General features: G+C 67.5%; 26 protein-coding genes. 17 read left to right on the top strand and 9 right to left on the bottom strand.

From position 1 onward, the window contains the following. Nucleotides 1-16 precede the first annotated feature (16 nt). Nucleotides 17-727 (bottom strand): HAD family phosphatase, encoded by a 711-nt coding sequence (locus DBV10_RS05120; protein ID WP_124511277.1) that lies wholly within the window; start codon nucleotides 725-727, stop codon nucleotides 17-19. 34 nt (nucleotides 728-761) lie between these two features. Next, nucleotides 762-1,460 (bottom strand): DnaA regulatory inactivator Hda, encoded by a 699-nt coding sequence (gene hda, locus DBV10_RS05115; RefSeq protein ID WP_124511324.1) that lies wholly within the window; start codon nucleotides 1,458-1,460, stop codon nucleotides 762-764. A gap of 272 nt (nucleotides 1,461-1,732) precedes the next feature. On the opposite strand from hda, the gene DBV10_RS05110 reads away from it, so the two are divergent. The 7 genes from DBV10_RS05110 to DBV10_RS05080 all read left to right on the top strand — a co-directional run bounded on the left by DBV10_RS05110 (nucleotide 1,733) and on the right by DBV10_RS05080 (nucleotide 9,391). Further along, nucleotides 1,733-2,950, top strand: a complete 1,218-nt coding sequence (locus tag DBV10_RS05110) for an MFS transporter (RefSeq protein ID WP_124511274.1) — start codon at nucleotides 1,733-1,735, stop codon at nucleotides 2,948-2,950. 80 nt (nucleotides 2,951-3,030) lie between these two features. Further along, nucleotides 3,031-4,074, top strand: coding sequence for a phosphoribosylformylglycinamidine cyclo-ligase (purM, locus tag DBV10_RS05105; protein ID WP_124511272.1), 1,044 nt, complete (start codon nucleotides 3,031-3,033; stop codon nucleotides 4,072-4,074). 34 nt (nucleotides 4,075-4,108) lie between these two features. After that, complete coding sequence (locus DBV10_RS05100) at nucleotides 4,109-5,215, top strand: AI-2E family transporter (protein WP_124511270.1); 1,107 nt, start codon at nucleotides 4,109-4,111, stop codon at nucleotides 5,213-5,215. 203 nt (nucleotides 5,216-5,418) lie between these two features. Then, complete coding sequence (locus tag DBV10_RS05095; RefSeq protein WP_124511268.1) at nucleotides 5,419-7,020, top strand: methyl-accepting chemotaxis protein; 1,602 nt, start codon at nucleotides 5,419-5,421, stop codon at nucleotides 7,018-7,020. 149 nt (nucleotides 7,021-7,169) lie between these two features. Then, complete coding sequence (locus DBV10_RS05090) at nucleotides 7,170-7,730, top strand: cysteine hydrolase family protein (RefSeq protein WP_124511266.1); 561 nt, start codon at nucleotides 7,170-7,172, stop codon at nucleotides 7,728-7,730. Beyond that, entirely contained in the window at nucleotides 7,727-8,341 is a 615-nt protein-coding gene (locus tag DBV10_RS05085; protein WP_124511264.1) for a DJ-1/PfpI family protein, read from the top strand. The genes DBV10_RS05090 and DBV10_RS05085 overlap by 4 nt, the downstream gene beginning before the upstream one ends. A gap of 48 nt (nucleotides 8,342-8,389) precedes the next feature. Then, nucleotides 8,390-9,391, top strand: coding sequence for a GlxA family transcriptional regulator (locus DBV10_RS05080; RefSeq protein WP_124511262.1), 1,002 nt, complete (start codon nucleotides 8,390-8,392; stop codon nucleotides 9,389-9,391). A gap of 132 nt (nucleotides 9,392-9,523) precedes the next feature. Here the strand turns inward: DBV10_RS05080 and ppk2 are convergent, their stop codons facing one another. Then, nucleotides 9,524-10,438 carry a polyphosphate kinase 2 gene (gene ppk2, locus DBV10_RS05075; protein WP_124511322.1) on the bottom strand — a complete coding sequence of 305 codons (915 nt, stop codon included), beginning with the start codon at nucleotides 10,436-10,438 and terminating at the stop codon, nucleotides 9,524-9,526. Between the two features lie 119 nt (nucleotides 10,439-10,557). Here ppk2 and DBV10_RS05070 point away from each other — a divergent pair, with 119 nt between their 5' ends. Beyond that, nucleotides 10,558-11,628 carry a transporter gene (locus tag DBV10_RS05070; RefSeq protein ID WP_370451100.1) on the top strand — a complete coding sequence of 357 codons (1,071 nt, stop codon included), beginning with the start codon at nucleotides 10,558-10,560 and terminating at the stop codon, nucleotides 11,626-11,628. A gap of 63 nt (nucleotides 11,629-11,691) precedes the next feature. Then, nucleotides 11,692-12,567: a plasmid replication/partition related protein gene (locus DBV10_RS05065; RefSeq protein WP_124511315.1), complete on the top strand. Its 876-nt coding sequence runs from the start codon at nucleotides 11,692-11,694 to the stop codon at nucleotides 12,565-12,567. Nucleotides 12,568-12,650: 83 nt separating this feature from the next. Here DBV10_RS05065 and DBV10_RS05060 read toward each other — a convergent pair whose 3' ends face one another. Both DBV10_RS05060 and murJ read right to left on the bottom strand, forming a co-directional pair. After that, a complete protein-coding gene (locus DBV10_RS05060; protein WP_124511260.1) occupies nucleotides 12,651-13,502 on the bottom strand; it encodes a SirB1 family protein in 852 nt (283 codons plus the stop codon). 93 nt (nucleotides 13,503-13,595) lie between these two features. Then, nucleotides 13,596-15,155 carry a murein biosynthesis integral membrane protein MurJ gene (murJ, locus tag DBV10_RS05055; RefSeq protein WP_124511258.1) on the bottom strand — a complete coding sequence of 520 codons (1,560 nt, stop codon included), beginning with the start codon at nucleotides 15,153-15,155 and terminating at the stop codon, nucleotides 13,596-13,598. Nucleotides 15,156-15,342: 187 nt separating this feature from the next. Between murJ and rpsT the strand changes: the two genes are divergently transcribed. Further along, nucleotides 15,343-15,645, top strand: coding sequence for a 30S ribosomal protein S20 (rpsT, locus tag DBV10_RS05050; protein WP_124511256.1), 303 nt, complete (start codon nucleotides 15,343-15,345; stop codon nucleotides 15,643-15,645). 229 nt (nucleotides 15,646-15,874) lie between these two features. Further along, nucleotides 15,875-17,080 carry an AAA family ATPase gene (locus DBV10_RS05045; protein ID WP_124511254.1) on the top strand — a complete coding sequence of 402 codons (1,206 nt, stop codon included), beginning with the start codon at nucleotides 15,875-15,877 and terminating at the stop codon, nucleotides 17,078-17,080. 17 nt (nucleotides 17,081-17,097) lie between these two features. On the opposite strand, the gene DBV10_RS05040 is transcribed toward DBV10_RS05045, so the two are convergent. Beyond that, nucleotides 17,098-17,421: a DUF3579 domain-containing protein gene (locus tag DBV10_RS05040; RefSeq protein ID WP_124511252.1), complete on the bottom strand. Its 324-nt coding sequence runs from the start codon at nucleotides 17,419-17,421 to the stop codon at nucleotides 17,098-17,100. A 241-nt stretch (nucleotides 17,422-17,662) separates the two neighbouring features. Here DBV10_RS05040 and DBV10_RS05035 point away from each other — a divergent pair, with 241 nt between their 5' ends. The 4 genes from DBV10_RS05035 to DBV10_RS05025 are packed head-to-tail and all read left to right on the top strand — an operon-like array spanning nucleotide 17,663 to nucleotide 20,655. Continuing rightward, nucleotides 17,663-18,859, top strand: coding sequence for an aspartate aminotransferase family protein (locus DBV10_RS05035; RefSeq protein WP_124511250.1), 1,197 nt, complete (start codon nucleotides 17,663-17,665; stop codon nucleotides 18,857-18,859). Between the two features lie 17 nt (nucleotides 18,860-18,876). After that, a complete protein-coding gene (gene argF / locus DBV10_RS05030; RefSeq protein WP_233589810.1) occupies nucleotides 18,877-19,806 on the top strand; it encodes an ornithine carbamoyltransferase in 930 nt (309 codons plus the stop codon). Continuing rightward, on the top strand, nucleotides 19,803-19,967 hold the full coding sequence (locus DBV10_RS22845; RefSeq protein WP_199740041.1) for a hypothetical protein: 165 nt from the start codon (nucleotides 19,803-19,805) through the stop codon (nucleotides 19,965-19,967). The genes argF and DBV10_RS22845 overlap by 4 nt, the downstream gene beginning before the upstream one ends. A 7-nt stretch (nucleotides 19,968-19,974) precedes the next feature. Further along, complete coding sequence (locus DBV10_RS05025) at nucleotides 19,975-20,655, top strand: hypothetical protein (RefSeq protein ID WP_124511246.1); 681 nt, start codon at nucleotides 19,975-19,977, stop codon at nucleotides 20,653-20,655. 93 nt (nucleotides 20,656-20,748) lie between these two features. Here DBV10_RS05025 and DBV10_RS05020 read toward each other — a convergent pair whose 3' ends face one another. From DBV10_RS05020 to DBV10_RS05010, 3 genes are read right to left on the bottom strand one after another with little or no spacing between them, the layout of a single operon-like run. Further along, nucleotides 20,749-20,997 carry a hypothetical protein gene (locus tag DBV10_RS05020; protein WP_199740042.1) on the bottom strand — a complete coding sequence of 83 codons (249 nt, stop codon included), beginning with the start codon at nucleotides 20,995-20,997 and terminating at the stop codon, nucleotides 20,749-20,751. 13 nt (nucleotides 20,998-21,010) lie between these two features. After that, nucleotides 21,011-22,936, bottom strand: coding sequence for a ferrous iron transporter B (locus DBV10_RS05015; protein WP_124511244.1), 1,926 nt, complete (start codon nucleotides 22,934-22,936; stop codon nucleotides 21,011-21,013). After that, nucleotides 22,933-23,271, bottom strand: coding sequence for a ferrous iron transport protein A (locus DBV10_RS05010; RefSeq protein ID WP_370451099.1), 339 nt, complete (start codon nucleotides 23,269-23,271; stop codon nucleotides 22,933-22,935). Before DBV10_RS05010 ends, DBV10_RS05015 begins: the two co-directional genes overlap by 4 nt. 498 nt (nucleotides 23,272-23,769) lie before the next feature. Here DBV10_RS05010 and DBV10_RS05000 point away from each other — a divergent pair, with 498 nt between their 5' ends. Next, nucleotides 23,770-24,162 carry a hypothetical protein gene (locus DBV10_RS05000; RefSeq protein ID WP_124511242.1) on the top strand — a complete coding sequence of 131 codons (393 nt, stop codon included), beginning with the start codon at nucleotides 23,770-23,772 and terminating at the stop codon, nucleotides 24,160-24,162. A gap of 97 nt (nucleotides 24,163-24,259) precedes the next feature. Next, entirely contained in the window at nucleotides 24,260-24,871 is a 612-nt protein-coding gene (locus DBV10_RS04995; protein ID WP_124511240.1) for a hypothetical protein, read from the top strand. Nucleotides 24,872-24,997 lie beyond the last annotated feature (126 nt).

Below are 24,997 nucleotides of genomic sequence, written 5' to 3'. Positions count from 1 at the left end.
TGCGCGCGCGCAGGGGTCAGGAGGCCGTCTGGCTGGCAGGCGCCGCGAACAGGTCCAGTATGCGCCAGCCGCGCTGCTGGGCCAGGGCGCGCAGGCGCGGGTCGGGGTTGGTGGCCACCGGGCGGTTCACCTTTTCGAGCAGGGGCACGTCGTTCATGGAGTCGCTGTAGAACGTGCTGTCCACGTCCGCCCAGGTGAGCTGGCGCGCGGCCAGCCACTGCTCCATGCGCGTGACCTTGCCCTCGCGCATGGTGGGCGTGCCGTCGATCTCGCCCGTGTACCAGCCGCTCGCGTCACGCGCCAGTTGCACGGCCAGCAGCTGCGGCACGCCCAGCGCCTGGGCGATGGGCGTGGTCACGAACTCGTTGGTGGCGGTGACGATCAGCACCTCGTCGCCTGCCGCCTGGTGCTGGCGGATGAGATCCAGCGCCTGGGGCTGGATGGCCGGGGTGATGACCTCGCACATGAACTGCTGGTGCGCAGCCGCTGCGGCCTCGGGCCCGCGCAGGCGCACGGCCTCGGTGGCAAAACGCACGTAGTCGTGCACGTTGAGCGTGCCCGCCTGGTAGTGGGCGTAGAACTCGCCATTGCGGCGCGCGAACTCCACGGGGTCGTTCCAGCCGATGCGGATGGTGAACTCGCCCCACTCGTAGTCGGAGTCGAGCGGCAGCAGCGTGTGGTCCAGGTCGAACAGCGCCAACCGCAGGGCAGGTGTGGAAGAAGTCATGCAGTGCAGAAAGTTACGAAAAGGGCGCGGCGGGTCACTCGGACTCCAACATCGTCTTGAGCAGGGGGATCGTGATGGCCCGCTGGGTGCGCAGCGCGAATGCGTCCAGTTGGTCCAGCAACTGCATGAGGCTGCCCAGGTCGCGCGAGAAGCGGTTGAGCATGTAGTCCATCACCTCGTCGCCCAGGAACACGCCGCGCGCGTCGGCCTCCTGGCGCAGCACGGAGCGGCGCTCGTCCTCGCCCAGCAGCTGCAGCTGGAACACATGGCCCCAGCCCAGGCGGCTGCGCAGGTCGTCGCGCAGGGGCAGGTCGGCCGGGGGCAGGTTGCCCGCGGCCAGCACCCAGCGCTGGCCGCCGCTGGCCGGGCTGATGGCATTCACAAACCAGTTGAAGGCCGTGGCCTGCTGGGCGGTGTCGTACAGGTGCACATCGTCCATGACGATGGCCGCCCAGTCCTCATTGAAATCCGGGGGCTCGGCCACCGAGGGGTCGAGCCAGCCCACGCTGGCACCCTGCTCGCGCAGGGCCTGGCGCACGGCCTTGAGCAGGTGGGTCTTGCCGCTGCCGGGCTCGCCCCACAGGTAGGTGGGCACGGGCGAACGGGTGGCCTGGCTGCTGCCCTCGCCGGCGGCCAGGCGCAGGTGCTGCAGGGCGGCCTCGTTGGGGCCGGCATAAAAACGGGCCAGGGTGGGGCCCGTGGCCAGGCCGATGTCCAGCGCCAGTTGCTTCATCATCATGCGCGGCACCCCGGCGGCAAGGGCAGGCCCGTGGCGGTCGGTGCGGGAGCGGCAGGCGAGGAAAGGATCAGCAGCAGCATCACAGGAGAATGGGAGGAAGGGCCCGGCCGTAGGTGACTGCGGCGGGGCTCGGCGAAAAAAGGGGCTTGCAGCGCGTTGTCCTGGCCAGGCCCCTTGCAGGGCGGTGGGCGACAATCGGAAGGATTTTAGTCTGCCGCAAGCGCCCTCGCGGCCCCATTCATCCCCGTCGTCAAGATCCCTGCACCATGGCCCCTCCCGCCTCCCCCTCCAAGCGCCTGCCTGCCGGCATCTGGGCCCTGGGGTTTGTCAGCCTGCTGATGGACATTTCCTCCGAAATGATCCACAGCCTGCTGCCGGTCTTCATGGTCACAGCCCTGGGCGTGAGCATGCTCACCGTGGGCCTCATCGAGGGGGCGGCCGAGGCCACGGCGATGATCCTGAAGGTGTTTTCGGGGGCGTTGAGCGACTGGTGGGGCAAGCGCAAGCCGCTGGCCGTGCTGGGCTACGGCCTGGGGGCCTTGTCCAAGCCGCTGTTCGCCCTGGCCTCCACGGCCGGCTGGGTGGTCACGGCCCGGCTGCTGGACCGGGTGGGCAAGGGCATCCGGGGGGCGCCGCGCGATGCGCTGGTGGCCGACCTGGCGCCGCCGGAGCAGCGCGGCGCGGCGTTCGGGCTGCGCCAGTCGCTGGACACCGTGGGGGCCTTCGTGGGCCCGTTGCTGGCCATGGGGCTGATGTTGCTGTGGGCCAATGATTTCCGTGCCGTGTTCTGGGTGGCCGTGATCCCGGCCGCGCTGTGCATCGTGGTGCTGGTGTGCGGCGTGAAGGAGCCCGAGCGCCCGGCCGGCCAGCCCCGCACCAACCCCATCCGGCGCGAAAACCTGCGCCGCCTGAGCCCGGGCTACTGGTGGGTGGTGGCCCTGGGCGCTATCTTCACGCTGGCGCGCTTCAGCGAGGCGTTCCTGGTGCTGCGCCTGCAGCAGGATGGGCTGCCCCTGGCCTGGACGCCACTGGCGCTGGTGCTCATGAACCTGGTGTTCGCGCTCGGCGCCTACCCGCTGGGCAAGCTCTCCGACCGGGTGAGCCACACCACGCTGCTGGCCTGGGGCCTGGTGGTGCTGCTCGCCGCCGATGCCCTGCTGGCCCTGAGCGGGCGCGGCCTGGTGGCCTGGCTGGGCATTGCGCTGTGGGGCCTGCACATGGCCATGACGCAGGGGCTGCTGGCCACCATGGTGGCCAGCGCTGCACCCGCCGACCTGCGCGGCACGGCGTTTGGCATGTTCAACCTGGTCAGCGGCGTGGCACTGCTGGTGGCCAGCGCACTGGCCGGCCTGCTGTGGGACCGCCTGGGCGCCAGCGCCACCTTCAGCGCCGGAATGCTGTTTGCCACGCTGGCGCTGGCCGGTGTGCTGGTGCATGCGGCGCGGGTCCGCGCCACCCCAAAGCCCCCCACCCCGCAGGGCTGAGCAGGGGTGGCGGGGCATGCCCCTTAAAATCCCCGGATTCCAGCCCGCCTGGCGGGCCTACCAGCACCAAAGCACCTCCCATGAGCTCCTCTGCCTCCTCCACCCCCATCTCCTACAAAGACGCCGGCGTTGACATCGACGCGGGCGACGCCCTGGTCGAGCGCATCAAGCCGCTGGCCAAGAAGACCATGCGCGAAGGCGTGCTGGCGGGCATCGGCGGCTTTGGCGCGCTGTTCGAGGTGCCCAAGCGCTACAAAGAGCCCGTGCTGGTGAGCGGCACCGACGGCGTGGGCACCAAGCTCAAGCTGGCGTTCGAATGGAACATGCACGACACCGTGGGCATCGACCTGGTGGCCATGAGCGTGAACGACGTGCTGGTGCAGGGCGCCGAACCGCTGTTCTTCCTCGACTACTTTGCCTGCGGCAAGCTCGATGTAGACACGGCAGCGGCCGTGGTCGGCGGCATTGCCAAGGGCTGCGAGCTCTCCGGCTGCGCGCTGATCGGCGGCGAAACCGCTGAAATGCCCGGCATGTACCCTGCGGGCGAATACGACCTGGCCGGTTTTGCCGTGGGCGCGGTCGAAAAGTCCAAGATCCTGACCGGCAAGGATGTGAAGCCCGGCGACGTGGTGCTGGGCCTGGCCAGCCATGGCGTGCATTCCAACGGCTTCAGCCTGGTGCGCAAGTGCATCGACCGCGCGGGCGACAGCGCCCCCGCCACGCTGGACGGCAAGCCCTTCAAGCAGGCCATCATGGAACCCACCCGCCTGTACGTGAAGAACGTGCTGGCCGCGCTGGCCCAGCATCCCATCAAGGCCCTGGCCCACATCACCGGCGGCGGCCTGCTCGAAAACATCCCCCGCGTGCTGCCCGAAGGCACGGCCGCCCACCTGAAGAAGGGCAGCTGGCCCCAGACCGAGCTGTTCGCCTGGCTACAAAAGACCGCGGGCATCGACGACATCGAGATGAACCGCACCTTCAACAACGGCATCGGCATGGTGGTGGTGGTGGATGCCGCCAACGCCGAAGCCACGGCCGCCACGCTGCGCGCCGCCGGCGAGCAGGTGTACGCCATCGGCACGATTGCTGCGCGCGGCGAAGGTGCCGCCGTGGTGGTGGCCTGAACCACGGCGCTCCCCGTTCAGCCCGCCCCAGCGCATGGCGCAGCGCCCGTCTCCAGCCCCCGCACCCTCAGCCCCGCCTGAGCCCACGCCCGCCACACTACCCCCGCGTGCCCTGAACCAGGCCATCGTCACGGCCAGCTACCTGCTGGTGGCCGGGGTGCTGCTGCTGGTCATGTGGCGCGGGCTGTTGCCCGGGCTGCTGTGCGTGTGCCTGGGCTTTCTGCTCACCCGCGCGCTCACCGGCTGGTTCGCACAGGGCCTGGGCCGCGTGTGGCGCCAACCCCCGCCCTCCGCAACCACCCTGCGCGCAGCGCAGATTGGCGCGGCGGGGCTGGTCATGCTGGCGCCGCTGGCCCTGCTGGCCGTCGGCCTCACCCATTCGCGGGGCTACCTGGTCAGCGCACCGCAGCAATACCAGGAGCTGCTCACCTACATGGCGCGCACGGTGCTGGAGCTGCGGCTGAAGCTGCCGGCCGACATGGCCTCGCACCTGCCCGAGGGCGCCGCCGACATCCAGCGCATCATCGCCAGCTACCTGGGCGCCAAGGCCGGTGCGTTGGCCGTGGCCGGGCGGGCCTGGCTGGCCAGCGTGCTGTTTGCCTACGTGGGCCTGCTGATTGGCGCCCTGGCCGCCGTGCGCCCCCCGGTGCTGGCGCGGGGGCCGCTGGCCCAGCAGCTCAAGCTGCGCATCACGGTGTTTGGCGAGGCCTTTCGCCAGATCGTGGCCGCCCAGTTCTGGATCGCGGCCTTCAACACCCTGCTCACCGCGCTGTTCCTGCTGTTCGCGCTGCCGCTGTGGGACCTGGAGCTGCCCTACACGCCGGTGCTCATCACCTTCACCTTCGTCGCAGGGCTGGTGCCCATCGTGGGCAACCTGGTGTGCAACGTGGTCATCACCATCGTGGGCCTGTCGGTGTCGCCACTGGCGGCCGCCGCCTGCCTGGGCTTTCTGATCCTGATCCACAAGGCCGAGTACGTGATCAACGCCAAGGTGGTGGGCCGCCGCACGCAGATGGGCGTGTGGGAGCTGCTGTCGGTGATGTTCGTGGCCGAGGCCGTGTTCGGCCCCGCCGGGCTGGTGGCGGCGCCGCTGTTCTACGCCTACCTCAAGAAGGAACTGGTGGCGGCGCGGCTGGTGTAGCGCCCCCCACTTGCTTTCCCGCCCCCGGGGCACCTTCCTGGCCTCCCCAGCCCGCCCATGCGGGTTATCGCCATGCCACGGGCCAGGGTTGCGGCAGTACCCTGCAAACGGTTGAGTGGTTGTTCTGCCTGCCTGCCTGCCTTGCTTGCCTGCAGACGGAGCCGCTCCGCACGGTTGTCCCATTCCGTTTCAGGAGGCCCTCCATGACCATCGCACGCAAACTGGCCCTTCTGGTGCTCAGCGCCCTCCTCGGCATCGCCGTCCTGACCGCCTGGTTCCTGCTGTCCGAACGCCAGCTGATCCTTGAAGAACGCCAGGCCGGCGTGCGCCAGGTGGTGGAAACAGCCCACGGCATCGCCACGCATTTCCATGAGCTGAGCACCAAGGGCGGCATGCCCGAAGACGAGGCCCGCAAGCGCGCTGCGGCGGCCATCCAGGCCGTGCGCTACAGCGGCAACGAGTATGTGTGGATCAATGACATGCACCCGCGCATGGTGATGCACCCCGTGCGCCCCGAACTCAACGGGCAGGACCTCACCGCCAACAAGGACCCCAACGGCAAACAGCTGTTCGTCGAGTTCGTGCGCACCGTGCAGGCCAGCGGCGCGGGCTTCGTGCCCTACCTGTGGCCCAAGGCCGGCAGCACCACGCCGGTCGAGAAAACCTCGTACGTGAAGGGCTTTGCCCCCTGGGGCTGGGTCATCGGCTCGGGCGTGTACATCGACACGGTGGACGCAGCCATCTGGCAGCAGGCGATCCGCTTTGGCGTGCTGGCGCTGCTGCTGGGCGCCGCCCTGCTGGTGATCGGCACCCTGATCTCGCGCAACCTCATCCGGCAACTGGGCGGGGAGCCCGGCTATGCCCGCAGCATCGCCCGCAGCATCTCCGAGGGCGACCTGTCGGTGGCCGTGGCCACGCGCGCCGGCGACAGCTCCAGCCTCATGCTCGACATGCAGGCGATGCGCGACAGCCTGCACCGCATCGTGCAAAAGGTGCGCAACGGCACCGAGCACATCGCCAGCGCCTCGCAGCAGATCGCGGCCGGCAACCACGACCTGTCGGCCCGCACCGAATCCCAGGCCAGCGCGCTGGAGCAGACCGCCGCCTCGATGGAGGAAATGACCTCCAACGTCAAGCAGAACGCCGACAACGCCCGCCAGGCCAGCGTGCTGGCGCAGTCGGCGTCCGAGGTGGCGCGCAAGGGCGGCACGGTGGTCGAGCAGCTGGTGCAGACCATGGGCTCCATCGACGCGTCCTCGCGCAAGGTGTCCGACATCACCGGAGTGATCGAAGGCATTGCGTTCCAGACCAACATCCTGGCGCTGAACGCGGCCGTGGAGGCCGCCCGTGCGGGCGAACAGGGCCGGGGCTTTGCGGTGGTGGCCTCCGAGGTGCGCAGCCTGGCCCAGCGCTCCTCCGAAGCCGCCAAGGAGATCAAGGCCCTGATCGGAAACTCCGCCGAGCAGGTCAAAGCCGGTGCCGAGCTGGCCCAGCAGGCCGGCACGACCATGCAGGAGGTCGTGACCAGCGTGCAGCGCGTGTCCGCCGTGATCGAGGAGATCAGCCAGGCCAGCCGCGAGCAGACCGACGGCATCGAACAGATCAACCAGGCCGTCGCCCAGATGGACCAAGGCACCCAGCAAAACGCCGCCCTGGTGGAGCAAGCCACGGCCGCGGCCGCCGCGCTGCAGCAGCAGGCGCACGAACTCAACCAGGTGGTGGCGTCCTTCCAGCTGCAGGGGGGTGGGCACGACACCGCCCCGGCCGCCTTGCCGGCGGCAACATCCCCCCGCCAGCTGCGGTAACACGCCCGCACCGGCGCGCGGGGCCGGCTGCCAGCCGGCGATCAGAATGATGGCCTAAATTGATCGAAGCCTGTCCCGATGGGCTCGGACATCCTTGGCCTGCAGCCGGAAGATAGGGGCTCCCAACGACCCATCCCCAAGGAACCCCCATGAAAACCTGTCTGATTGTGATTGATGTCCAGGAATCCTTCCGCCACCGCCCGTTCTTCACGGAGCAGGACCTGCCCGCCTACCTGCAGGCCCAGAATGCGCTGATCGCGGGCAGCGTCGCCCAGGGCATCCCGGTGGTGCGGGTGTTCCACAGCGAAGGCCCCGAGGTGGCCGAGAACCCGTTCTCGCTGGCCTCGGGCCAGGTGCGCGCCCTGGACGGCCTGGCGGGCTTTGAAGCAGCGGCCACCTTCACCAAGTCGCGCCACAGTGCGCTGGTGGGCACGGGCCTGGACGTGTGGCTCACGCGCCATGGCATCCAGCGCCTCATCATCAGCGGCATCCGCACCGAACAATGCTGCGAGACCACCACCCGCCACGCGTCCGACCTGGGCTGGGCCGTGGACTACGTGACCGACGCCACCCTGACCTGGGACATGGTGCAGCCCGACGGCCAGGTGCTGGCCGCCGCCGACATCAAGACCCGCACCGCCACGGTGCTGCAGGGCCGTTTTGCCACGCTGTGCACCGTGCAGCAGGCGCTGGACCGGGCCGCAGCATGAGCGCCCAGCCGTTGCAGATCGCCATCCTGGTGTTTGACGAGGTGGAAGCCCTGGACCTGGGCGGGCCCTACGAGGTGTTCACCACTGCCAGCCGCATGCACCAACGCCTGCACCCCGGCGCCCCCGCGCCGTTTGCCGTGCAGTGCGTGGCCCGCACGCTGCCCCCGGTGCGCGCCCGCGCGGGCCTGCGCGTGCTGCCCGATGCGGACTTTGCCAGCGCCACCGCGCCCGATGTGCTCATCGTGCCAGGCGGCGTGGTCGATGCGGCCGCCGCCTGCCCCGCCACCCGCGCCTGGGTGGCGCAAGCGGCCGGGGCCGCGCAGATCACGGCCTCGGTGTGCACGGGGGCCTTCATCCTGGCGGCCGCCGGGGTGCTCACGCACGGGCCCGCCACCACGCACTGGGAGGACATCGCCGACCTGCGCACACAGTTCCCGGCACTCGACGTGCGGGAGAATGTGCGCTGGGTGGACCGGGGTGCGCTGGTCACGTCGGCCGGCATCAGCGCGGGCATCGACATGAGCCTGCACCTGGTCACCCGGCTCGCGGGCGCGGCGCTGTCCGAGCGCACCGCCCGCCAGATGGACACCCCGTGGAACACGGCGCCATGAAACGCCTTTGAACAGGCTCTGAGACCGCCCCGTTTGCAAGAACCTTCGATGCAGGACACACCACCTTCTTCCCCCATCCACGTGTACTTCGCCCTGCTCCCAGGCAGCCTGGTGCTCGACTGGGCCGGCCCGGCCGAGGCCTTGCGCATTGCCAACCAGACGCTGGTGGGCCGGGGCCTGCCCGAGCGGTTTGTGCAGCACTTCGTGAGCCCCACGCCGCAGTCCATGACCTCGGTGGGCGCCCTGTTGACGGGGCTGGAGCCCCTGCCCGCCACCCTGCCCGCACCCGCCTGGGTGGTGCTGGTGGGGCTGGCGGGCAAACACATCGACGTGGCGGGCGACGAGGCCCGCGCGCTGCTGCACTGGCTGCGCGGGTTGCGGCCCGTGGCCGAACAGATGGAGCTGATCACCGTGTGCGCCGGTTCGGTGCTGGCCGCCCACGCCGGCCTGCTCACGGGCCGCCGCGCCACCACCCACCACCTGCACCTGGATGAGCTGGCCGCCGTGGACCCGCGCTGCGACGTGGTGGCCAACCGCGTGTTTGTCGCCGATGGCGCCGTGTACAGCAGCGCGGGCGTGACCACGGGCATCGACCTGCTGCTGCACCGCATCTCGGACACCTGCGGCCCCGCGCTGGCGGCCCAGGTGGCGCAGTCCATGGTGGTGGCGCTGCGCCGGGGGCCGAATGACCCGGAGTTCTCGCCCTTTCTGCACCACCGCAACCACCTGCACCCCGCCCTGCACCGCGTGCAGGACGCCGTGGGCCAGCAGCCCCAGGCCGACTGGAGCGTGCCCCAGATGGCCGAGGTGGCGCACACCTCGCCGCGCCACCTCACCCGCTTGTTTCTGGAACACGCGGGCATCGCGCCACTGCAGTACCTGCGCCGCATCCGCCTGGCCACGGCCGAGGCCGCGCTGCGGTCCGGCCAGAACGTCACGCAGGCGGCACAGATGGCGGGCTTCAGCTCGGACACCCAGCTGCGCCGGGCCTGGCACCAGTTCGGGCGCGGGGGCACGCCGTCGCAGGGCGGCACCAGCCGGACGCACTGAGTGCCCGTGGCGGCCCGCGGGTCGCACTATATGGGCTATTTTTGGCCTCTACCGCCCACTGGACATGCGCTTTAAGCTATTCAATCAATAGCAACCATCCCACGCCATCGCGGCCCACTGCACCCACGGAATTCAGTAGATTTCCGGCACGTACATGCTGCCCGGCACGGGCTGGCGCAGGTACTCGGGGTTGCGCACCCGGTCGGGCAGCACCACGGCGGGGTGGGGCACTTCCTGGTAAGGCATCTGCGCCAGCAGGTGGGCGATGCAGTTCAGGCGCGCCTTTTTCTTGTCCACCGCCTGCACCACCCACCAGGGCGCTTCGGGGATGTGGGTGCGCTCCAGCATCGTCTCTTTGGCCTTGGTGTAGGCCTCCCAGCGCACGCGGCTTTCCAGGTCCATGGGGCTGAGCTTCCACTGCTTGAGCGGGTCGTGGATGCGGCCGAGAAAGCGCAGGTGCTGCTCCTCGTCGGTGATGGAGAACCAGTATTTGATGAGCCGGATGCCCGAGCGCACCAGCATCTTTTCAAAATCGGGCACGGTGCGGAAGAATTCTTCGTACTCGTCGTCGCTGCAAAAGCCCATGACCCGCTCGACGCCCGCGCGGTTGTACCAGCTGCGGTCGAACAGCACCATCTCACCGGCGGCCGGCAGGTGCGCCACATAGCGCTGGAAGTACCACTGCGTGCGCTCGCGGTCGTTGGGCGCAGGCAGCGCCGCCACACGGGCCACGCGCGGATTCAGGCGCTGGGTGATGCGCTTGATCACGCCGCCCTTGCCGGCGGCGTCGCGCCCCTCGAACAGGATCACCACCTTCTCGCGGCTGTGCTGCACCCAGTCCTGCAGCTTGACCAGCTCGCCCTGCAGGCGGAACAGCTCCTTGAAATACTGCTGGCGCGCCAGCTTGTCGGCAGCGGTGGGGGCGCCGATGTCGTCCACCTCGCGGTCTTCGATCTCCAGCTCCAGCTCCTCGTCGTAGCTGTCGATGAGGTCGTTGGCGATGCGCTGCATCAGTTCCTGGGAGTCAAGGGCGTTGTTGTAGAACATGGGCGGCCATCCGGCGGTACAAAACAGATGCGCCATGGTGGTGCGCCGCAGTGACAGCGCCGTGACATCGGCGCGATCTGTCACAACGTTGTCATGCCGGCAGGCCACGATCCAGGCCCGTGCCGCTTGCTGCCCCTCCCCCTTCTCCCGCCCCCGCAGCCCTTGCTGCCGGCACCAGCCTGAACTATGGCGGGGATGCCGCAGGGCTGATCTGCGGCTACCTGCTCGGTGCCGATGCCACGCCGCGCGAGGTGGATTCGGCCCAGGCTGCGCAATGGTTGGCGGGCCTGCAGGCCGGGACGGCGCCGCAAGGCCAGTTCCTGTGGCTGCACTTCAACCTGAGCCACGCCCAGGCCGTGCGCTGGATGGAGCGCCATGCCCGCCTGCCCGAGGCGTTTTTCGACGCGCTCAAGGACCGCTCGGTCTCCACCCGCATCGAGCGCGACGACGACACGCTGATTGCGGTGCTCAACGACGCCCATTTCGACTTTGCGTTCGAGCCTTCGGACATCGCCACCCTGTGGACCAGCGTGGCCCCCCACCTGATGGTGACAGGGCGCACCCGCCCGCTGCGCTCGGTGGACGCGCTGCGCACCGCTGTGCGCAGCGGCAACGCCCCCAGCTCCAGCGTGGCCCTGCTGGCCGAGCTGATGCGCACGCAGGCCTCGGGCCTGGTGGACATCGTGCGCGGCGTGACCCAGCGCATCGACGACGTGGAAGACGCGCTGCTGGCCGGCCGCCTGGACCACAAGCGCGCCCGCCTGGGCGTGCTGCGGCGCCTGCTCGTGCGCCTGCAGCGGCTGCTGGCGCCCGAACCTGCGGCGCTGTTTCGCCTGCTGCAGCACCCGCCCGCCTGGATGGGGGCGGACGACGCGCAAGAGCTGCGGGATTCGACCGAAGAGTTTTCGGTGGTGCTGCGCGACATGCAGGGCCTGCAGGAGCGCATCAAGCTGCTGCAGGAAGAAATTGCCGCCAGCGTGCAGGAGGCCAACAGCCGCAGCCTGTTCGTGCTGACGGTGGTCACCGTGCTGGCCCTGCCCATCAACATCCTGGCCGGGCTTTTCGGGATGAACGTGGGGGGCGTACCGCTGTCGGCCGACCCGCATGGCTTCTGGATCATCGTGGCCGTGGTCGTCGCCTTCACGGCGGTGGCGGGCTGGCTGGCGCTGCGGGACACGCGGGATCGGTAGGTCCGGTGGCGGGCACCACTACAATGCCGCCCCTTGCCCAGCTCCCCGGACCCGCCTGCCACCATGAACATCGTCGTCAACGAAGAACTCAAAGCCTACATCGAACCCCTGACCCCCGACGAGCACGATGCGCTGGAGCGCAGCATCCTCACCGAAGGCTGCCGCGACGCGCTGGTGCTGTGGGGCGATGTGCTGGTGGACGGCCACAACCGCTATGGCATCTGCCAAAAGCACGGTCTGCCTTTCCAGACCGTGCAGAACCCGCGCTTCACGTCAATGGAAGACGTGCACCTGTGGATGATCGACCAGCACCTGGGTCGGCGCAGCGTGTCGGACTTCCAGCGCGGCGTGCTGGCGCTGCGCAAGCGCGAGATCATCTCCGACCGCAAGGCACGGGCCAGCACCGCACCGGAGCCGACCGAATCAGCCGCCTCCACCACAGCCGAGGTGCCGGCAGCCGCCCCCGAAGCCATGGCCGCGCTGCCCGCCCCCGACCCCTTGAGCAGCCGCGAGGCCATTGCCAAGGCCGCACGCCTGAGCAGCAGCCAGGTGGTGATGATCGAGAAGATCCAGAAGCAGGCCGCGCCGGAGCTGGTGGCCGCCGTGAAGTCCGGCACCATCTCCATCAATGCCGCAGCCGCCGTGGCCACCCTGCCCGCCGAAGAGCAGGTGGCGGCCGTGGTGGCGGGCAAGGACGAACTCAAGCAGGCCGCCAAGCGCGTGCGTGAATCGAACAAGCGCAAGCCGCGCGACGAAGCGCCGTCCGAAGAAAAATCGGCTGCGGAAACCACTGAAACCACATCGAGCGCCGAGGGCGGTGCCGACGAACTGCACACCCTGCGCAGCCGCGTGGCGGAACTCACGGCAGAAAACACCGAGCTGCGCCGGCAGGTAGCGCAGCTGCAGGCGGCGCTTCCGGCGGGCAGCGCGCCGTTCTGACGCCAGGTTGCGTTTAGAAACTTGCGATCAAATGCCCCCAACCGTTCACGCTCAGCCTGAACGGGGGGTTGATCGCGGATCGCTCAGTCGCCAGCCCGGCGCAGCGCGCTCAGGCGGTCGGCGATCAGGTCGATGTCGAGCCCGTCCTCGGCATGGGCCAGGTAGGCCTCCAGATCGGCCACGGCGTCGGCGGTGTTGCCCCGCTCGGCATGGGCCAGCCCCCGGTCGCGCCGCTCGCCCCAGGCCTCGGGCAGCAGCACGATGAGCCGGTCGAGCACGGCGATCAGGCGCTGCCAATCCTGCTGGGTGCGGTGCACTTCCTTCAGGTTGCGCAGCATGCGCGCAATGATGTCGCGCGGCGTGGCGGCCTGCAGGTACAGGCCCAGCGGCACGTCGTAGTCGTCCACCAGGCCATTGCGGCGCTTGTAGGGCTCCAGCCGCTCGGCCAACTCTTCGCGGCTCAATGACTGGCCCGAGATCGGGTCCAGCACCACCTGGCCCTTGGGCAGCAGCACCTTGACCATGAAGTGCCCCGGAAACGCAATGCCGCGCGCATGCAGGCCCAGGCCCTGGGCCAGCTCCATCCACAGCACCGCCAGGCTGATGGGGATGCCCCGGCGCGTGCGCAGCACGGCATTGAGGTAGCTGTTTTCAGGGTCGTAGTAGTTGTTGATGTTGCCGCCAAAGCCCAGGTCGGCAAAAAAGAACTGGTTGAGCGTGCGCAGGCGCTGCAGCGCGGGGGCATCGGCCGGCAGGCGGCGCTGTATGCGCGCGAGCAGCTGGTCCAGGTCGCCCAGCAGTTGCTGCACATCGAATTCGGGGTATTCGTCCTGGGCCAGGCTCGCAGCGGCCTCCAGCAGCGGAAAGTGCTCATCGCTTTGCACCAGCGATGCAAAGTACTCCAGCGAGGTGGGCACGGAATAGCTGAGGGACATGGTGAAGTTGTAAAGGCCCCGCCCGGCGGCGTCAAGCAGCAGGAGGCCGGGCTTTGCGGAGCATATGGAGCGGTCCTGGGGGCGCCCTGCCGGTCAACGCCGCAGCATGTGGCGCAGCTTGAGGCCCGCCGCCCAGAGCGCACCGAAGTACAGCACGGCGGCCGCCACCATCAGCGCGGCCAGCAACCCGATGCGCTGCAGGGTTTTGCCCCGCATCTCCACCCAGTCGAAATGCTGCGCGCCCCACCCCAGCAGCACCGCCAGCAAGGCGCTCGCAGCAATCACCTGCAGCGCGAACTTGCCCCAGCCCGGCAGGGGCTGGTAGCTGCCGCGCCGCAGCAGGCCCACCAACAGCCAGGTGGCGTTGATGAGCGCGCCGATGCCAATGGTCAGCGTCAAGGCCGCATGCTGCAGGTAGGGCACGAGCACCAGGTTCATCAGCTGCGTGAGCACCAGCACCGCCACGGCAATCAGCATGGGGGTGCGCATGTCGTGCTTGGCATAAAAGCCCGGCGCCAGCACCTTGATGGCCACGATGCCCACCAGGCCCGCGCCGTAGCCCGTCAGCGCCAGCGTGGTCTTGCGCACGTCTTCGTCACCAAAAGCGCCATAGTGGTACAGCACCGCCACCAGCGGCTCGGAGAACACCAGCAAAGCCACCATGCAGGGCACCGACAGCAGCACCACCAGGCGCAGCCCCCAGTCGAGCATGGCCGAGTAGCGCTCGTCGTCCTGCTTGGCGCGGGCGCCGGCCAGCTGCGGCATCAGCACCACGCCCAGCGCCACGCCCAGCAGCGCCGTGGGCAGCTCCATCAGGCGGTCGGCATAGGTGATCCAGCTCACGCTGCCCGTGGCCAGGTGCGAGGCGATCTGCGTGTTGATGAGCAGCGAGATCTGCGCCACGCTCACCCCCAGCAGCGCGGGCAGCATCAGGCGGGCCACCTTGCGCGTGGTGGGGTCGGCCCAGGCCGCGCGGATGGCCGCCCAGCGCACGCCGATGCGTGGCAACAGCCCCAGGCGCAGCAGCGCGGGCACTTGCAAAGCCAGCTGCAGCAGACCGCCCAGCATCACGCCCGCCGCCTGGGCATAGATGGGCTCGATGCCGTGGCGTGCAAACAAAGGCGCGCCCAGCGTGATGGACAGGATCAGCGCGATGTTGAGCAGCACGGGCGAAGCCGCCGGCACAGCAAACTTCTTCCAGGTGTTGAGGATGCCCCCGGCCAGCGCGACCAGCGACATGAAGCCGATGTAGGGGAACATCCAGCGCGTCATGGTGACGGCGGCGTCAAACCCCTGGGGCTGGAGCCCGCTGGCCATGGCCCACACCATCCACGGCGCGCCCAGCACGCCGGCAATGCACACAAGCACCAGCGTCCAGGCCAGCAGCGTGCCCACATGGTCGATCAGCGCCCGGGCGCCGTCGTCTCCCTCTTGCGCGCGGGTGGCGGCCAGCACGGGCACAAACGCCTGGCTGAAGGCGCCCTCGCCCAGCACCCGGCGGAACAGGTTGGGAATGCGGAACGCCACGTTGAAGGCGTCCGTCATGGCGCTGACCCCGAAGACGGAGGCCATGAGCAGCTCGCGCACCAGCCCGGTGATGCGGGAGGCGAGGGTCAACAGGGAAACGGTGGAGGCGGCTTTGAATAACGACACCGCAAGAAGTGTAGCCCTGGATGATCATCCCCCCAGATCGCGCGCCCCGTGGCCGGGCCAAGCCGGCCCCATGGGGGCGCCTGCGACGAAGCCGCATCGGTTTCCAGCGAGGGAGTGGCAGAAAATCGTCCCTGGGCTATAATTGCGGGCTTTGCTGGCATCATCCTCAGACCCAAGGAACTAAATAATGGCATCCGCTAAACCCAAAAAGAAGAACCCCCGCCTGGCATCGGGCCGCAAGCGCGTCCGCCAGGACGTCAAGATCAACGCTGCGAACACCTCGCTGCGCTCCAAGTACCGTACCGCTGTCAAGAACGTCGAAAAGGCTGTTCTGGCTGGCGACAAGACCAAGGCGACCGAACTGTTCGCCAAGATGCAAGCCGTGGTCGACACCGTGGCTGACAAGGGCATCTTCCACAAGAACAAGGCCGCTCGCGACAAGAGCCGTCTGTCTGCCAAGGTGAAAGCCCTGGCACTCGCTTCCGCTTAAAAACTCACCGCCTGCCCCGGCAGGCAAACAGCCCGGACGGCCCGCGCCGTTCGCCGTTTGTAACGGGTGCGCTGCCAGCAAAAACGAACAAACCGCCTTCGGGCGGTTTTTTCGTTTCCGGGCCTTGCTGACACCATCGCCCTACCAGCCACGCAGGCCATACCGGCGGGCTTTATCAAAAATTAGTGGCAAAGCATAATTATTGGAATTTCATAAAAACCAATAAACCATGACCTTCCGCCGCACCGCCCTCGCCGAGCAGATGGCCACACAGCTGCTACGGCCCTCCTTCCTGGACACCTCGCTGCGCTCCGGCCTGTTCCTGTCGGGCCAGCGGCGCGTGGGCAAGACCACCTTCCTGGCCACCGACCTGATCCCCGCGCTGGAGGCCCTGGGCGCCATCGTGGTGTATGTGGACCTGTGGAGCCAGCCCCAGGCCAACCCGGCCGACCTGGTGCACGAGGCCATCCGCAAGACGCTCAAGGAGCTGCAGATGCCCGGCTCAGGCCTCCTGAAGCGGCTCAAGCAGGTGACCAACCTCGAAGCCGGCGCGGCGGGTTTCAAGTTCGGCTTCAAGCTCGCGGACGTGGGCAAGGACGATGGCGTGAGCCTGGCCCAGGCGTTCCAGGAGCTGATCGACCAGGCCCAAACCGACGTGGTGCTCATCGTGGACGAGGTGCAGCACGCATTGGGCAGCGCCGACGGCGACCACCTGCTGCACGCACTCAAAGCCGCGCGCGACGCCATCAACACCCGCCCGGGCACACCGGGCCATTTCCTTTTCATTGGCACCGGCTCGCACCGTGCGCGTGTGCAGGAGCTCACGCTCAAGGGCAACCAGGCCTTCAACGGCGCGGTGACCAACGAATTTCCGGTGCTGGGGCGGGACTTCATCGACTATGTGCTGGCGCAGGTCCGCCCGCAACTGGGCGCCATGCTGCCTTCGGCAGAGGTCACCGAGGCCGCTTTTCGCAGCATGGGCAGCCGGCCCGAGGAGCTGATGAAGGCGCTCAACGTGCTGCGCAGCCTGCCGCCGGACGCCCTGCCCGACGAACACCTGCCCACCATCGCCCAGTCCCTGGGGGCAGCGGCGGCCGATGTGGAACTGCAGAAGGTGGAAGCCATGGGCCCGCTGGCCGAGGCCGTGTTCTCGCGCATCTGCAGCATTGGCGGCGACGTGAAGGGCGTGTTCACCAGCGAGGCGCTCAAGGCCTATGCGGCGCAGATCGGCCGCGAGGTCACGGCCCAGGAGGTGCAGGGCATCATCGGCATGATGACCTCGGCCAACCTGCTCATGCGTGTGAAGCACGGGCACTACGGCGTGACGGACCCGTTTGTGGAAAAAGCCTGGATGGGCCGGCTGCAGGCCGACCAGTTGCTGCGCGCCAGCCCAGCAGGCGGCGTGCCCCGGCTGAAGGCGAGCAAGGGAAGCTGAAGGGGAAACTGAGCGCCTCAGCCCTTGGCGGCGGGCGGGTCGGGCAGCAGGCAGGCCTCGGCCACCTGCAGGTTGTTGTCGCGGGCGAAGTTGATGACGAAATCCCAGGCCATGGGCTCGTGCCCCTGCAGATCGCGGTGCACCACCACACACTTGATGCCATTGAGCGTGGTGGGAATGCACCAGGGCGAATAGCTCAGGTGGCTGCCGGGCCGGGCACCGCCCGGGCGAAAGCTGCTCATCACCCCGGCCAGCCGTTCGGCCCAGTCGCTGGGACGAAAGGTTTTCCCGTCGTGGGTGATGCCCTGGATGAAGACTTCTTTGGAGGAGGGGGAAACCATCGGGGATTGGAGTGGTAGTGAGCGCGCCAGACACAGGATCACTGCGTGCTGCACCGCAACGCGACATTCTAACTCTTATATAAGAGCTGGGCCTCTAATCCATCGCCAGCACCGGGAATCTGGCGCAAATCCCTGGTAGCAGCCTGCATTGCAGTAATGCGCAATCGTCAACAGACGATCACCGTGCGCCCCCTAGAATCGTGCTTCGATTTTTGCCACCGTACCGTCTGGAGATTCCCGCATGACCGCTTTCATCGAAGCCGCTTCGCCCCACGTGATGAACACCTACGGCCGCGTGCCGATCGCACTGGAGCGCGGCCAGGGCTGCCGCGTGTGGGACGTGAACGGCAAGGAATACATCGACGGCCTGGGCGGCATCGCGGTGAACACGCTGGGCCACAACCACCCCCGGCTGGTGCCCGCGCTGCAGGACCAGATCGCCAAGCTGATCCACACCTCCAACTACTACCACGTGCCCGGCCAGGAGGCGCTTGCAGCCAAGCTGGTGGAGCTGTCGGGCATGCAGAACGTGTTCTTCTGCAACTCGGGCCTGGAAGCCAACGAGGCGGCCCTCAAGATCGCGCGCAAGTTCGGCGTGGACAAGGGCATCGCCAAACCCGAGATCGTGGTGTACGAAAAGGCCTTCCATGGCCGCTCGATTGCCACCATGTCGGCCACGGGCAACCCCAAGATCCACAACGGCTTTGGCCCGCTGGTCGAAGGCTTTGTGCGCGTGCCGATGAACGACATCGAGGCCATCAAGCAGGCCACCGAGGGCAACCCCAACGTGGTGGCGGTGTTCTTCGAGACCATCCAGGGCGAAGGCGGCATCAACGCCATGCGCATCGAATACCTGCAGCAGCTGCGCAAGCTCTGCGACGAGCGCGGCTGGCTGATGATGATCGACGAAGTGCAGTGCGGCATGGGCCGCACGGGCAAGTGGTTTGCCCACCAGTGGGCCGGCATCGTGCCCGACGTGATGCCCCTGGCCAAGGGCCTGGGCTCGGGCGTGCCGATTGGCGCGGTGGTGGCGGGCCCCAAGGCCGCCCACGTGCTGCAGCCCGGCAACCATGGCACCACCTTTGGTGGCAACCCGCTGGCCATGCGCGCCGGGGTCGAGACCATCCGCATCATGGAAGAAGACGGCCTGCTGCACAATGCCGTCCAGGTGGGTGACCACCTGCGGGCCGCCTTGCAGCGCGAGCTGGGCAGCCTGCCGGGCGTGAAGGAAATCCGCGGCCAGGGCCTGATGCTGGGCATCGAACTGAACAAGCCCTGCGGCGCCCTGATTGGCCGCGCGGCTGAGGCAGGCCTCTTGCTGTCGGTCACGGCCGACAGCGTGATCCGCCTGGTGCCCCCGCTGATCCTCACCACCGCCGAGGCCGACGCCATCGTCGCCATACTGGCCCCGCTGGTCAAAGCCATCCTGGCTGAATGAAGCAAAGCAAGATTGTCATGACGACGCTGAAACACTACCTGCAGTTCACCGACCTCACCGCCGACGAATACGCCTACCTGTTCGAGCGCGCCGCGCTCATCAAGAAGAAGTTCAAGGCCTACGACAAGCACCACCCGCTGGTGGACCGCACGCTGGCCATGATCTTCGAGAAAGCCAGCACCCGCACGCGCGTGAGCTTCGAGGCGGGCATGTACCAGCTGGGCGGCTCGGTGGTGCACCTGACCACGGGCGACAGCCAGCTGGGCCGCGCCGAGCCCATCGAAGACAGCGCCAAGGTCATCAGCCGCATGACCGACCTGGTGATGATCCGCACCTACGAGCAGGCCAAGATCGAGCGCTTTGCCGCCAACTCGCGTGTGCCCGTCATCAACGGCCTGACCAACGAGTACCACCCCTGCCAGATCCTGGCGGACATCTTCACCTACATCGAGCACCGGGGTTCCATCCAGGGCAAGACGGTGGCCTGGGTGGGCGACGGCAACAACATGGCCAACACCTGGCTGCAGGCCGCCTCGCTGCTGGGCTTCAAGGTGCACGTGAGCACCCCGCGCGGCTATGAAGTGGATGAGAAATTGGCCGCTGGCGCACACGGGATAAGCGCTGATAGCTATCAATTTTTTAGCAACCCCATGGAAGCCTGCCAGGGCGCCGACCTGGTCACCACCGACGTGTGGACCAGCATGGGCTACGAGGCCGAGAACGAGGCGCGCAAAAAGGCCTTTGCCGACTGGTGCGTGGACGCCGAAATGATGGCCGCCGCCCAGCCCGATGCCCTCTTCATGCACTGTCTGCCCGCGCACCGGGGCGAAGAGGTCGAGGCCGACGTGATCGACGGGCCGCAGTCGGTGGTGTGGGATGAGGCGGAAAACAGGATGCACGTGCAGAAGGCGCTCATGGAGTACCTTTTGCTCGGCCGTATTGCATGAAATGCAATGCGGTGGCGCGCCAGCGCCAGCAGCCTGTTTCGGCGCAGGCTCATGTCCGCGTAGCGGACGTGAAGCAGCCAGAGGCTGCGGGCCGTAGCCAGAACGCCATGCATGTGCAGAAAGCACTGATGGAATATCTGCTTCTGGGCAAGCTGGCCTGACAGCCCCATGCCCTGGCGCCGCCAGCCCGCCCACAGCGCCGAACTGCTGGCGCACTGGCAGGCCCTGGGCCAAGCGCTGGGGCGCGACACCCCCGCCTGGCGCGCCGAGGGCCGGCGCCTGCTGCGCAGCTGGGCCCGCTGGCCCCGGGCCTACCACGACACCACGCACCTGCGGGCCTGCCTGCGGCACCTGCAGGCGGTGCAAGAGCGGCACCCCGGCGTGCTCCATAACCCCCATGCCGTGGCGCTGGCCCTGTGGTACCACGACGCCATCTACTGCCCGTGGAGCGGGCACAACGAGGCGCGCAGCGCCGACTGGGCGCGCCAGTTCCTGCTAAGCCAAGGGCTCCCCACCACACTGGCCGAGGCCGTGCACCAGCATGTGATGGACACCCGCCACACCCCGGGCCCGCTCACGGGCGACGCGTTGTGGGTGGTGGACATCGACCTGGCCATCCTCGGCCAGAGCGACACCGTGTACCGCCAGTTCGAGCGCAACGTGCGGCGCGAATACTTCTTTGTGCGCTGGCCGCGCTATGTGGCGGGGCGCAGCGCGGTACTACAAGGGTTTCTGGACCGCCCGCAGATCTACGGCACGGGCTACTTTGCGCAGCGCTATGAGGCGCAGGCACGCACCAACCTGCAACAGGCCTTGCGGGCCCTGGGCGAAGGCCAGCTCTACCAGTAGCAAAGCGTGCAACAGCGCAGGCGTTTATAGAACAAAACCGCCTTTTCCGCGCACCCACAAAGCGCAAAAAGCTATTAAAACAAGAGCAACCCGCTACGGTGCAGGTCCGCGCCGCGCGGGCATGGCCACGGGCTTTTCAGCCCCCGCATCGGGCGCCACCCCACAACTGCCGCAGCTGCTGCATCCCCCACCGCCCCCATCGCCCCCGCCACAACCGGGCACCTCGGCCAGCCCCGGGTGCACCCGGCCCAGCGCCCGGCGCCAGCGCGCGGGCAGGTAACGCCAGAGCACATACAGCGCGGCGGCGGCGACGATCACACCGACGATGAGTTGCTGGGCCATGCGAAACGCCTCCTCAACCCGCGCCCAGCGCCAGGGCCACGCGGTAGGTCACAAAACTGGCACCGTAGGCCAGCGCAAACAAATAGCCCAGCATCAGCAGCGGGTAGCGCCAGCCATTGGTCTCGCGCCGCACGGCGGCGATGGTGGAAATGCACTGGGGCGCAAACACATACCAGGCCATCAGCGACAGCGCTGTGGCCAGCGACCACGAGCCTGCCACCAGCGCCCCCAACTGGTTGGCCGCCTCGTCGCCCGTGGCAGACAAGGCATACACCGTGCCCAGCGCGCTCACCGCCACCTCGCGCGCGGCCATGCCGGGCACCAGGGCGATGGCGATCTGCCAGTTGAAGCCAATCGGCGCCACGATGACCTCCAGCCACCGACCCAGCTGGCCCGCATAGCTGTAGGTGATGGCCGCCTGGGTGGCGCCTTCCGGCGCGCCGGGGTAGGTGGACAAAAACCACAGCAGCACGGTGACGGCCAGGATGATGCCGCCCACGCGCTTGATGAAGATCAGCGCCCGCTCGTACAGGCCAAACGCCAGGCCCCGCACGCTGGGCCAGCGGTAGGCGGGCAGCTCCATCATCAGCGGTGTGGCACGGGTGTCGCTGCGGGCCAGCTTGGCCACCGCTGCCACAGCCATGGCGCTGGCAATGCCCGCCACGTACAGGCCGAACAGCACCACGCCCTGCAGGTTGAACACCCCCGCCACCGTGCGCTCGGGGATGAAGGCCGCAATCAGCAGCGCATACACCGGCAGGCGCGCCGAGCAGGTCATGAGCGGGGCGATCATGATGGTCACCAGCCGGTCGCGCCAGTGCGTGATCGAGCGCGTGGCCATCACCCCTGGCACGGCGCAGGCAAAGCTCGACAGCAGCGGGATGAACGAGCGCCCCGACAGCCCCACCGTGCCCATCACACGGTCCAGCAAAAACGCCGCGCGCGGCAGGTAGCCCGAGTCTTCCAGCGCCAGGATGAACAGGAACAAAAACAAAATCTGCGGCAGGAACACCAGCACCCCGCCCGCGCCCGCCAGCACCCCGTCGGTCAGCAGGCTGCGCAAGGGGCCGTCGGCCATGTGACCATTGAGCAGCGCCGTGAGCCCGGCCACACCCGCCTGGATCCAGGACTTGGGGTATTCGGCCCAGCTGAACACCGCCTGGAACATCAGGAACAGCGTGGCCGCCAGGATCAGCAAACCCCAGACCGGGTGCAGCACCACCGCATCAATCCGGTCGTCGGCGCGCAGGCTCACCACAGGCACACGCACGGCCCGATCCAGAATGCGCCGCACCTCCTGGTGCGTGCGGATGACATCGTTCTGCGCGTCCAGATCGCCCGCATCCAGCCGTGCCGCCGCACCGGCCGCCACCACCGGGCGCTGCAGGTGCTGCAGGTCGGCCCCGTCCAGCCACTGCACCAGCTCCCGGGCGCCATCCCCGCGCACGCCCACGGTGGCCAGCACGGGCATGCCCAGCTCGCGCGCCAGCACCTCGCGGTCGATCTCTATGCCCTGGCGCTGGGCCACGTCCATCATGTTGAGAACCAGCACCATGGGCAGGCCCAAGGCGCGGGCCTCCAGCACCAGGCGCAGGTTCAGGCGCAGGTGGGTGGCGTCGGTCACGCACACCAGCACATCGGGCAAGGGTTCGCCCGCGCGCCGACCGCGCACGATGTCGCGGGTGATGGCCTCGTCCAGGCTGTGCGCGTGCAGGCTGTAGGCGCCCGGCAGGTCGAGCACCCGCACGCGGCGGCCTGCGGCGGTCTGCAGCAAGCCCTCCTTGCGCTCCACCGTCACGCCCGCGTAGTTGGCCACCTTCTGGCGCGCACCGGTGAGCAGGTTGAACAGCGCGGTCTTGCCGCAGTTGGGGTTGCCCAGCAGCGCGATGCGCAAGGGGGCATCAGACGGGGGCACGGACGCTGCCGTGGGTGCGTTCATGCCGCCACCTCCAGCGCCTGCCCGGCGGCATCCAGCCACTGCACCTGCACCATGGACGCCTCTTGCCTGCGCAGCGCAAACGTGACCTGCCCCACGCGCACCGCGATGGGGTCGCCCCCCACCCCGCCGCGTGCCACCACGCGCACGGTTTCACCGGGCAGAAAACCGATTTCCAGCAGGCGCAACAGAACGCTGTGCTCCTGCGCATCGCGGGCAGGCAACAGCCCGGTCACGAGCGCCTGGGCGTGCAGGGGCAGCGTGTCCAGGCCGGTGGATGCGGAGCACCCGGCGCGCTGATGCAGCAGCGCAGCCGCGCCATGATCCATGGCTTTCATGGGGGAATGCCTTGTTGTGAATGATATTGATTCTCAATTTTATCAATATCACAGCCCTGCTGCTGAGGGCGAGGCTGCGGAGTCTGATCCAGAGCAAACCCAGCCCTGGGCGCTGTGCGCCGCGCGCTTCACACGAGACTGGCGCGGCCCATACCACTTAGAGCCCTGAGCCATCACTGTCGGCTCAGGGCCCGGAGCAGCCGGCCAGTGCACAGCTACAAAGCCGTCGTCTGACGATGAACGGCGCCATGGCGTGGCCCAGCCCCGTGCGCAGGCTATAGTGTTTGTAACGAATTCGCTCACGGACTTGATCCAGCAACCGTGTCGCGCGCAACACAGGAGGGGCGGCGGGTTTCATGACCAAATTTAGTACTGTATTTGTATGCAGAGAACGTGCCGCGCAGCTAGGCTGCAAGCCCCTTGCGGCGCTTTTCGCGTGCCAATTTAGACCGCAGGCGCCAGATATGGCCTGCGGCTTGGTGCGGTCTACATTTCGTTATGCAGCACTTTGACGTCGATCCGGATGCTCTGCGCCGAGCCGTGCTTGAGGATATGGCGCGATATTTGGCTGAGTACACGTTGCCACTTTCTGGCGCGACTTATGGAACGCCATGGTCGAAAGAGCGAGTCGCGGCGGAGTTGGAAACGATGCGAACTTTGTTGGTGGATCCCTACCCGTTCGAGTACTTTTCCGAAGACAGAATACTGCCTGATGCCGAACGAGCGGCCCCTGTCGTGCGCTCAGCTTGGGTAGTAGCTGAAGATGGTAGTTACCGACTGCTGTTCGATCCAGCGGTCAGAGAGTATGTGCTTGTGAGTGGCACCCCGGAGAACGGCTGGGGTTCTTTCGGAATACGTGGCGATGCTCCAAGTACATTTCTCGCTCGCTGACGCACTGCATAACTGGTCGCTCCAGCGGACGGCTTCGCCGCCCGCTGAGCTCAAACGTTAGGCGTCACACAACAACTCCCCGGGGATCTCACCGACGATGGAATACGACAAAGACGCAGCACGCGCAAAGCGAGCACAGCTCTTGGAACATGCGGCACTCGGCCCGATCGGTCAAAAGCTTTCCGAAGACGCGCTGCGTCAGCTTGTCGACGCATTCGCCAGGGTCACGCCCCCAGCAGAACCAGAAATCACGCTCGAACTGATCACCATCAGCTCGCTCTACGACGCGCCGAAAGCGAGTTCGCGCAAGCCAGGCAACGTAGTCTTGAATTGGCGGAAACTACTTGACATCGTCCCGGACGTATCACTAGCCGGCCTCGGTGCGGCAACATTGCCAGTTGCCCCGCAAGTAGCAGTCGTTCTTGCCGGCCTCTACATCTGGAACAAGGTCTGGCGCGGGGCAGTGGAGGAGTTTTCGGATGTGGAAGCCGTCACGATTTTGGCGCTGTGGGAGCACAGGAACGGGAAGAACAAAATTCCAGAGCAAGAGGGTTTTGTGAAGACCAATGAAGTCAGAGGACGATACACGTTGCCTCCGCTAACCCAAGGTCAGTACGCTTCGGCCGTTAACCGGCTGACAGCCCTCCAGTGCATAGAACTCGAAGACGGCGTTATCTGGCTCCGCGAATGGGTCCAAAAGAAGTACTAGTAGAGTCATCTACGGTGACGCCTAACCCTTTGTTCAAGCGGACGCCTGACGGCGCCGCTTAACTCAAACGTTGAGCGTCCGCTTTCTTTGGCTGCCACCGGCTGGTGTTGTTTAGGGTTGTGAGAT

This window comes from Acidovorax sp. FJL06, from assembly GCF_003852545.1.
Taxonomy (GTDB): domain Bacteria; phylum Pseudomonadota; class Gammaproteobacteria; order Burkholderiales; family Burkholderiaceae_C; genus Acidovorax.
Note: the sequence above shows the minus strand (reverse complement) of the source record. Positions and strands in the feature narration are given on the sequence as shown.

What these genes read in the sequence shown, in the direction of transcription:
- DBV10_RS05120 (WP_124511277.1), bottom strand. Translation starts at nt 727, where the DNA reads ATGACTTCTTCCACACCTGCCCTGCGGTTGGCGCTGTTCGACCTGGAC.
- hda (WP_124511324.1), bottom strand. Translation starts at nt 1,460, where the DNA reads ATGAAGCAACTGGCGCTGGACATCGGCCTGGCCACGGGCCCCACCCTG.
- DBV10_RS05110 (WP_124511274.1), top strand. Translation starts at nt 1,733, where the DNA reads ATGGCCCCTCCCGCCTCCCCCTCCAAGCGCCTGCCTGCCGGCATCTGG.
- purM (WP_124511272.1), top strand. Translation starts at nt 3,031, where the DNA reads ATGAGCTCCTCTGCCTCCTCCACCCCCATCTCCTACAAAGACGCCGGC.
- DBV10_RS05100 (WP_124511270.1), top strand. Translation starts at nt 4,109, where the DNA reads ATGGCGCAGCGCCCGTCTCCAGCCCCCGCACCCTCAGCCCCGCCTGAG.
- DBV10_RS05095 (WP_124511268.1), top strand. Translation starts at nt 5,419, where the DNA reads ATGACCATCGCACGCAAACTGGCCCTTCTGGTGCTCAGCGCCCTCCTC.
- DBV10_RS05090 (WP_124511266.1), top strand. Translation starts at nt 7,170, where the DNA reads ATGAAAACCTGTCTGATTGTGATTGATGTCCAGGAATCCTTCCGCCAC.
- DBV10_RS05085 (WP_124511264.1), top strand. Translation starts at nt 7,727, where the DNA reads ATGAGCGCCCAGCCGTTGCAGATCGCCATCCTGGTGTTTGACGAGGTG.
- DBV10_RS05080 (WP_124511262.1), top strand. Translation starts at nt 8,390, where the DNA reads ATGCAGGACACACCACCTTCTTCCCCCATCCACGTGTACTTCGCCCTG.
- ppk2 (WP_124511322.1), bottom strand. Translation starts at nt 10,438, where the DNA reads ATGTTCTACAACAACGCCCTTGACTCCCAGGAACTGATGCAGCGCATC.
- DBV10_RS05065 (WP_124511315.1), top strand. Translation starts at nt 11,692, where the DNA reads ATGAACATCGTCGTCAACGAAGAACTCAAAGCCTACATCGAACCCCTG.
- DBV10_RS05060 (WP_124511260.1), bottom strand. Translation starts at nt 13,502, where the DNA reads ATGTCCCTCAGCTATTCCGTGCCCACCTCGCTGGAGTACTTTGCATCG.
- rpsT (WP_124511256.1), top strand. Translation starts at nt 15,343, where the DNA reads ATGGCATCCGCTAAACCCAAAAAGAAGAACCCCCGCCTGGCATCGGGC.
- DBV10_RS05045 (WP_124511254.1), top strand. Translation starts at nt 15,875, where the DNA reads ATGACCTTCCGCCGCACCGCCCTCGCCGAGCAGATGGCCACACAGCTG.
- DBV10_RS05040 (WP_124511252.1), bottom strand. Translation starts at nt 17,421, where the DNA reads ATGGTTTCCCCCTCCTCCAAAGAAGTCTTCATCCAGGGCATCACCCAC.
- DBV10_RS05035 (WP_124511250.1), top strand. Translation starts at nt 17,663, where the DNA reads ATGACCGCTTTCATCGAAGCCGCTTCGCCCCACGTGATGAACACCTAC.
- argF (WP_233589810.1), top strand. Translation starts at nt 18,877, where the DNA reads ATGACGACGCTGAAACACTACCTGCAGTTCACCGACCTCACCGCCGAC.
- DBV10_RS22845 (WP_199740041.1), top strand. Translation starts at nt 19,803, where the DNA reads ATGAAATGCAATGCGGTGGCGCGCCAGCGCCAGCAGCCTGTTTCGGCG.
- DBV10_RS05025 (WP_124511246.1), top strand. Translation starts at nt 19,975, where the DNA reads ATGCCCTGGCGCCGCCAGCCCGCCCACAGCGCCGAACTGCTGGCGCAC.
- DBV10_RS05020 (WP_199740042.1), bottom strand. Translation starts at nt 20,997, where the DNA reads ATGGCCCAGCAACTCATCGTCGGTGTGATCGTCGCCGCCGCCGCGCTG.
- DBV10_RS05015 (WP_124511244.1), bottom strand. Translation starts at nt 22,936, where the DNA reads ATGAACGCACCCACGGCAGCGTCCGTGCCCCCGTCTGATGCCCCCTTG.
- DBV10_RS05010 (WP_370451099.1), bottom strand. Translation starts at nt 23,271, where the DNA reads ATGAAAGCCATGGATCATGGCGCGGCTGCGCTGCTGCATCAGCGCGCC.
- DBV10_RS05000 (WP_124511242.1), top strand. Translation starts at nt 23,770, where the DNA reads ATGCAGCACTTTGACGTCGATCCGGATGCTCTGCGCCGAGCCGTGCTT.
- DBV10_RS04995 (WP_124511240.1), top strand. Translation starts at nt 24,260, where the DNA reads ATGGAATACGACAAAGACGCAGCACGCGCAAAGCGAGCACAGCTCTTG.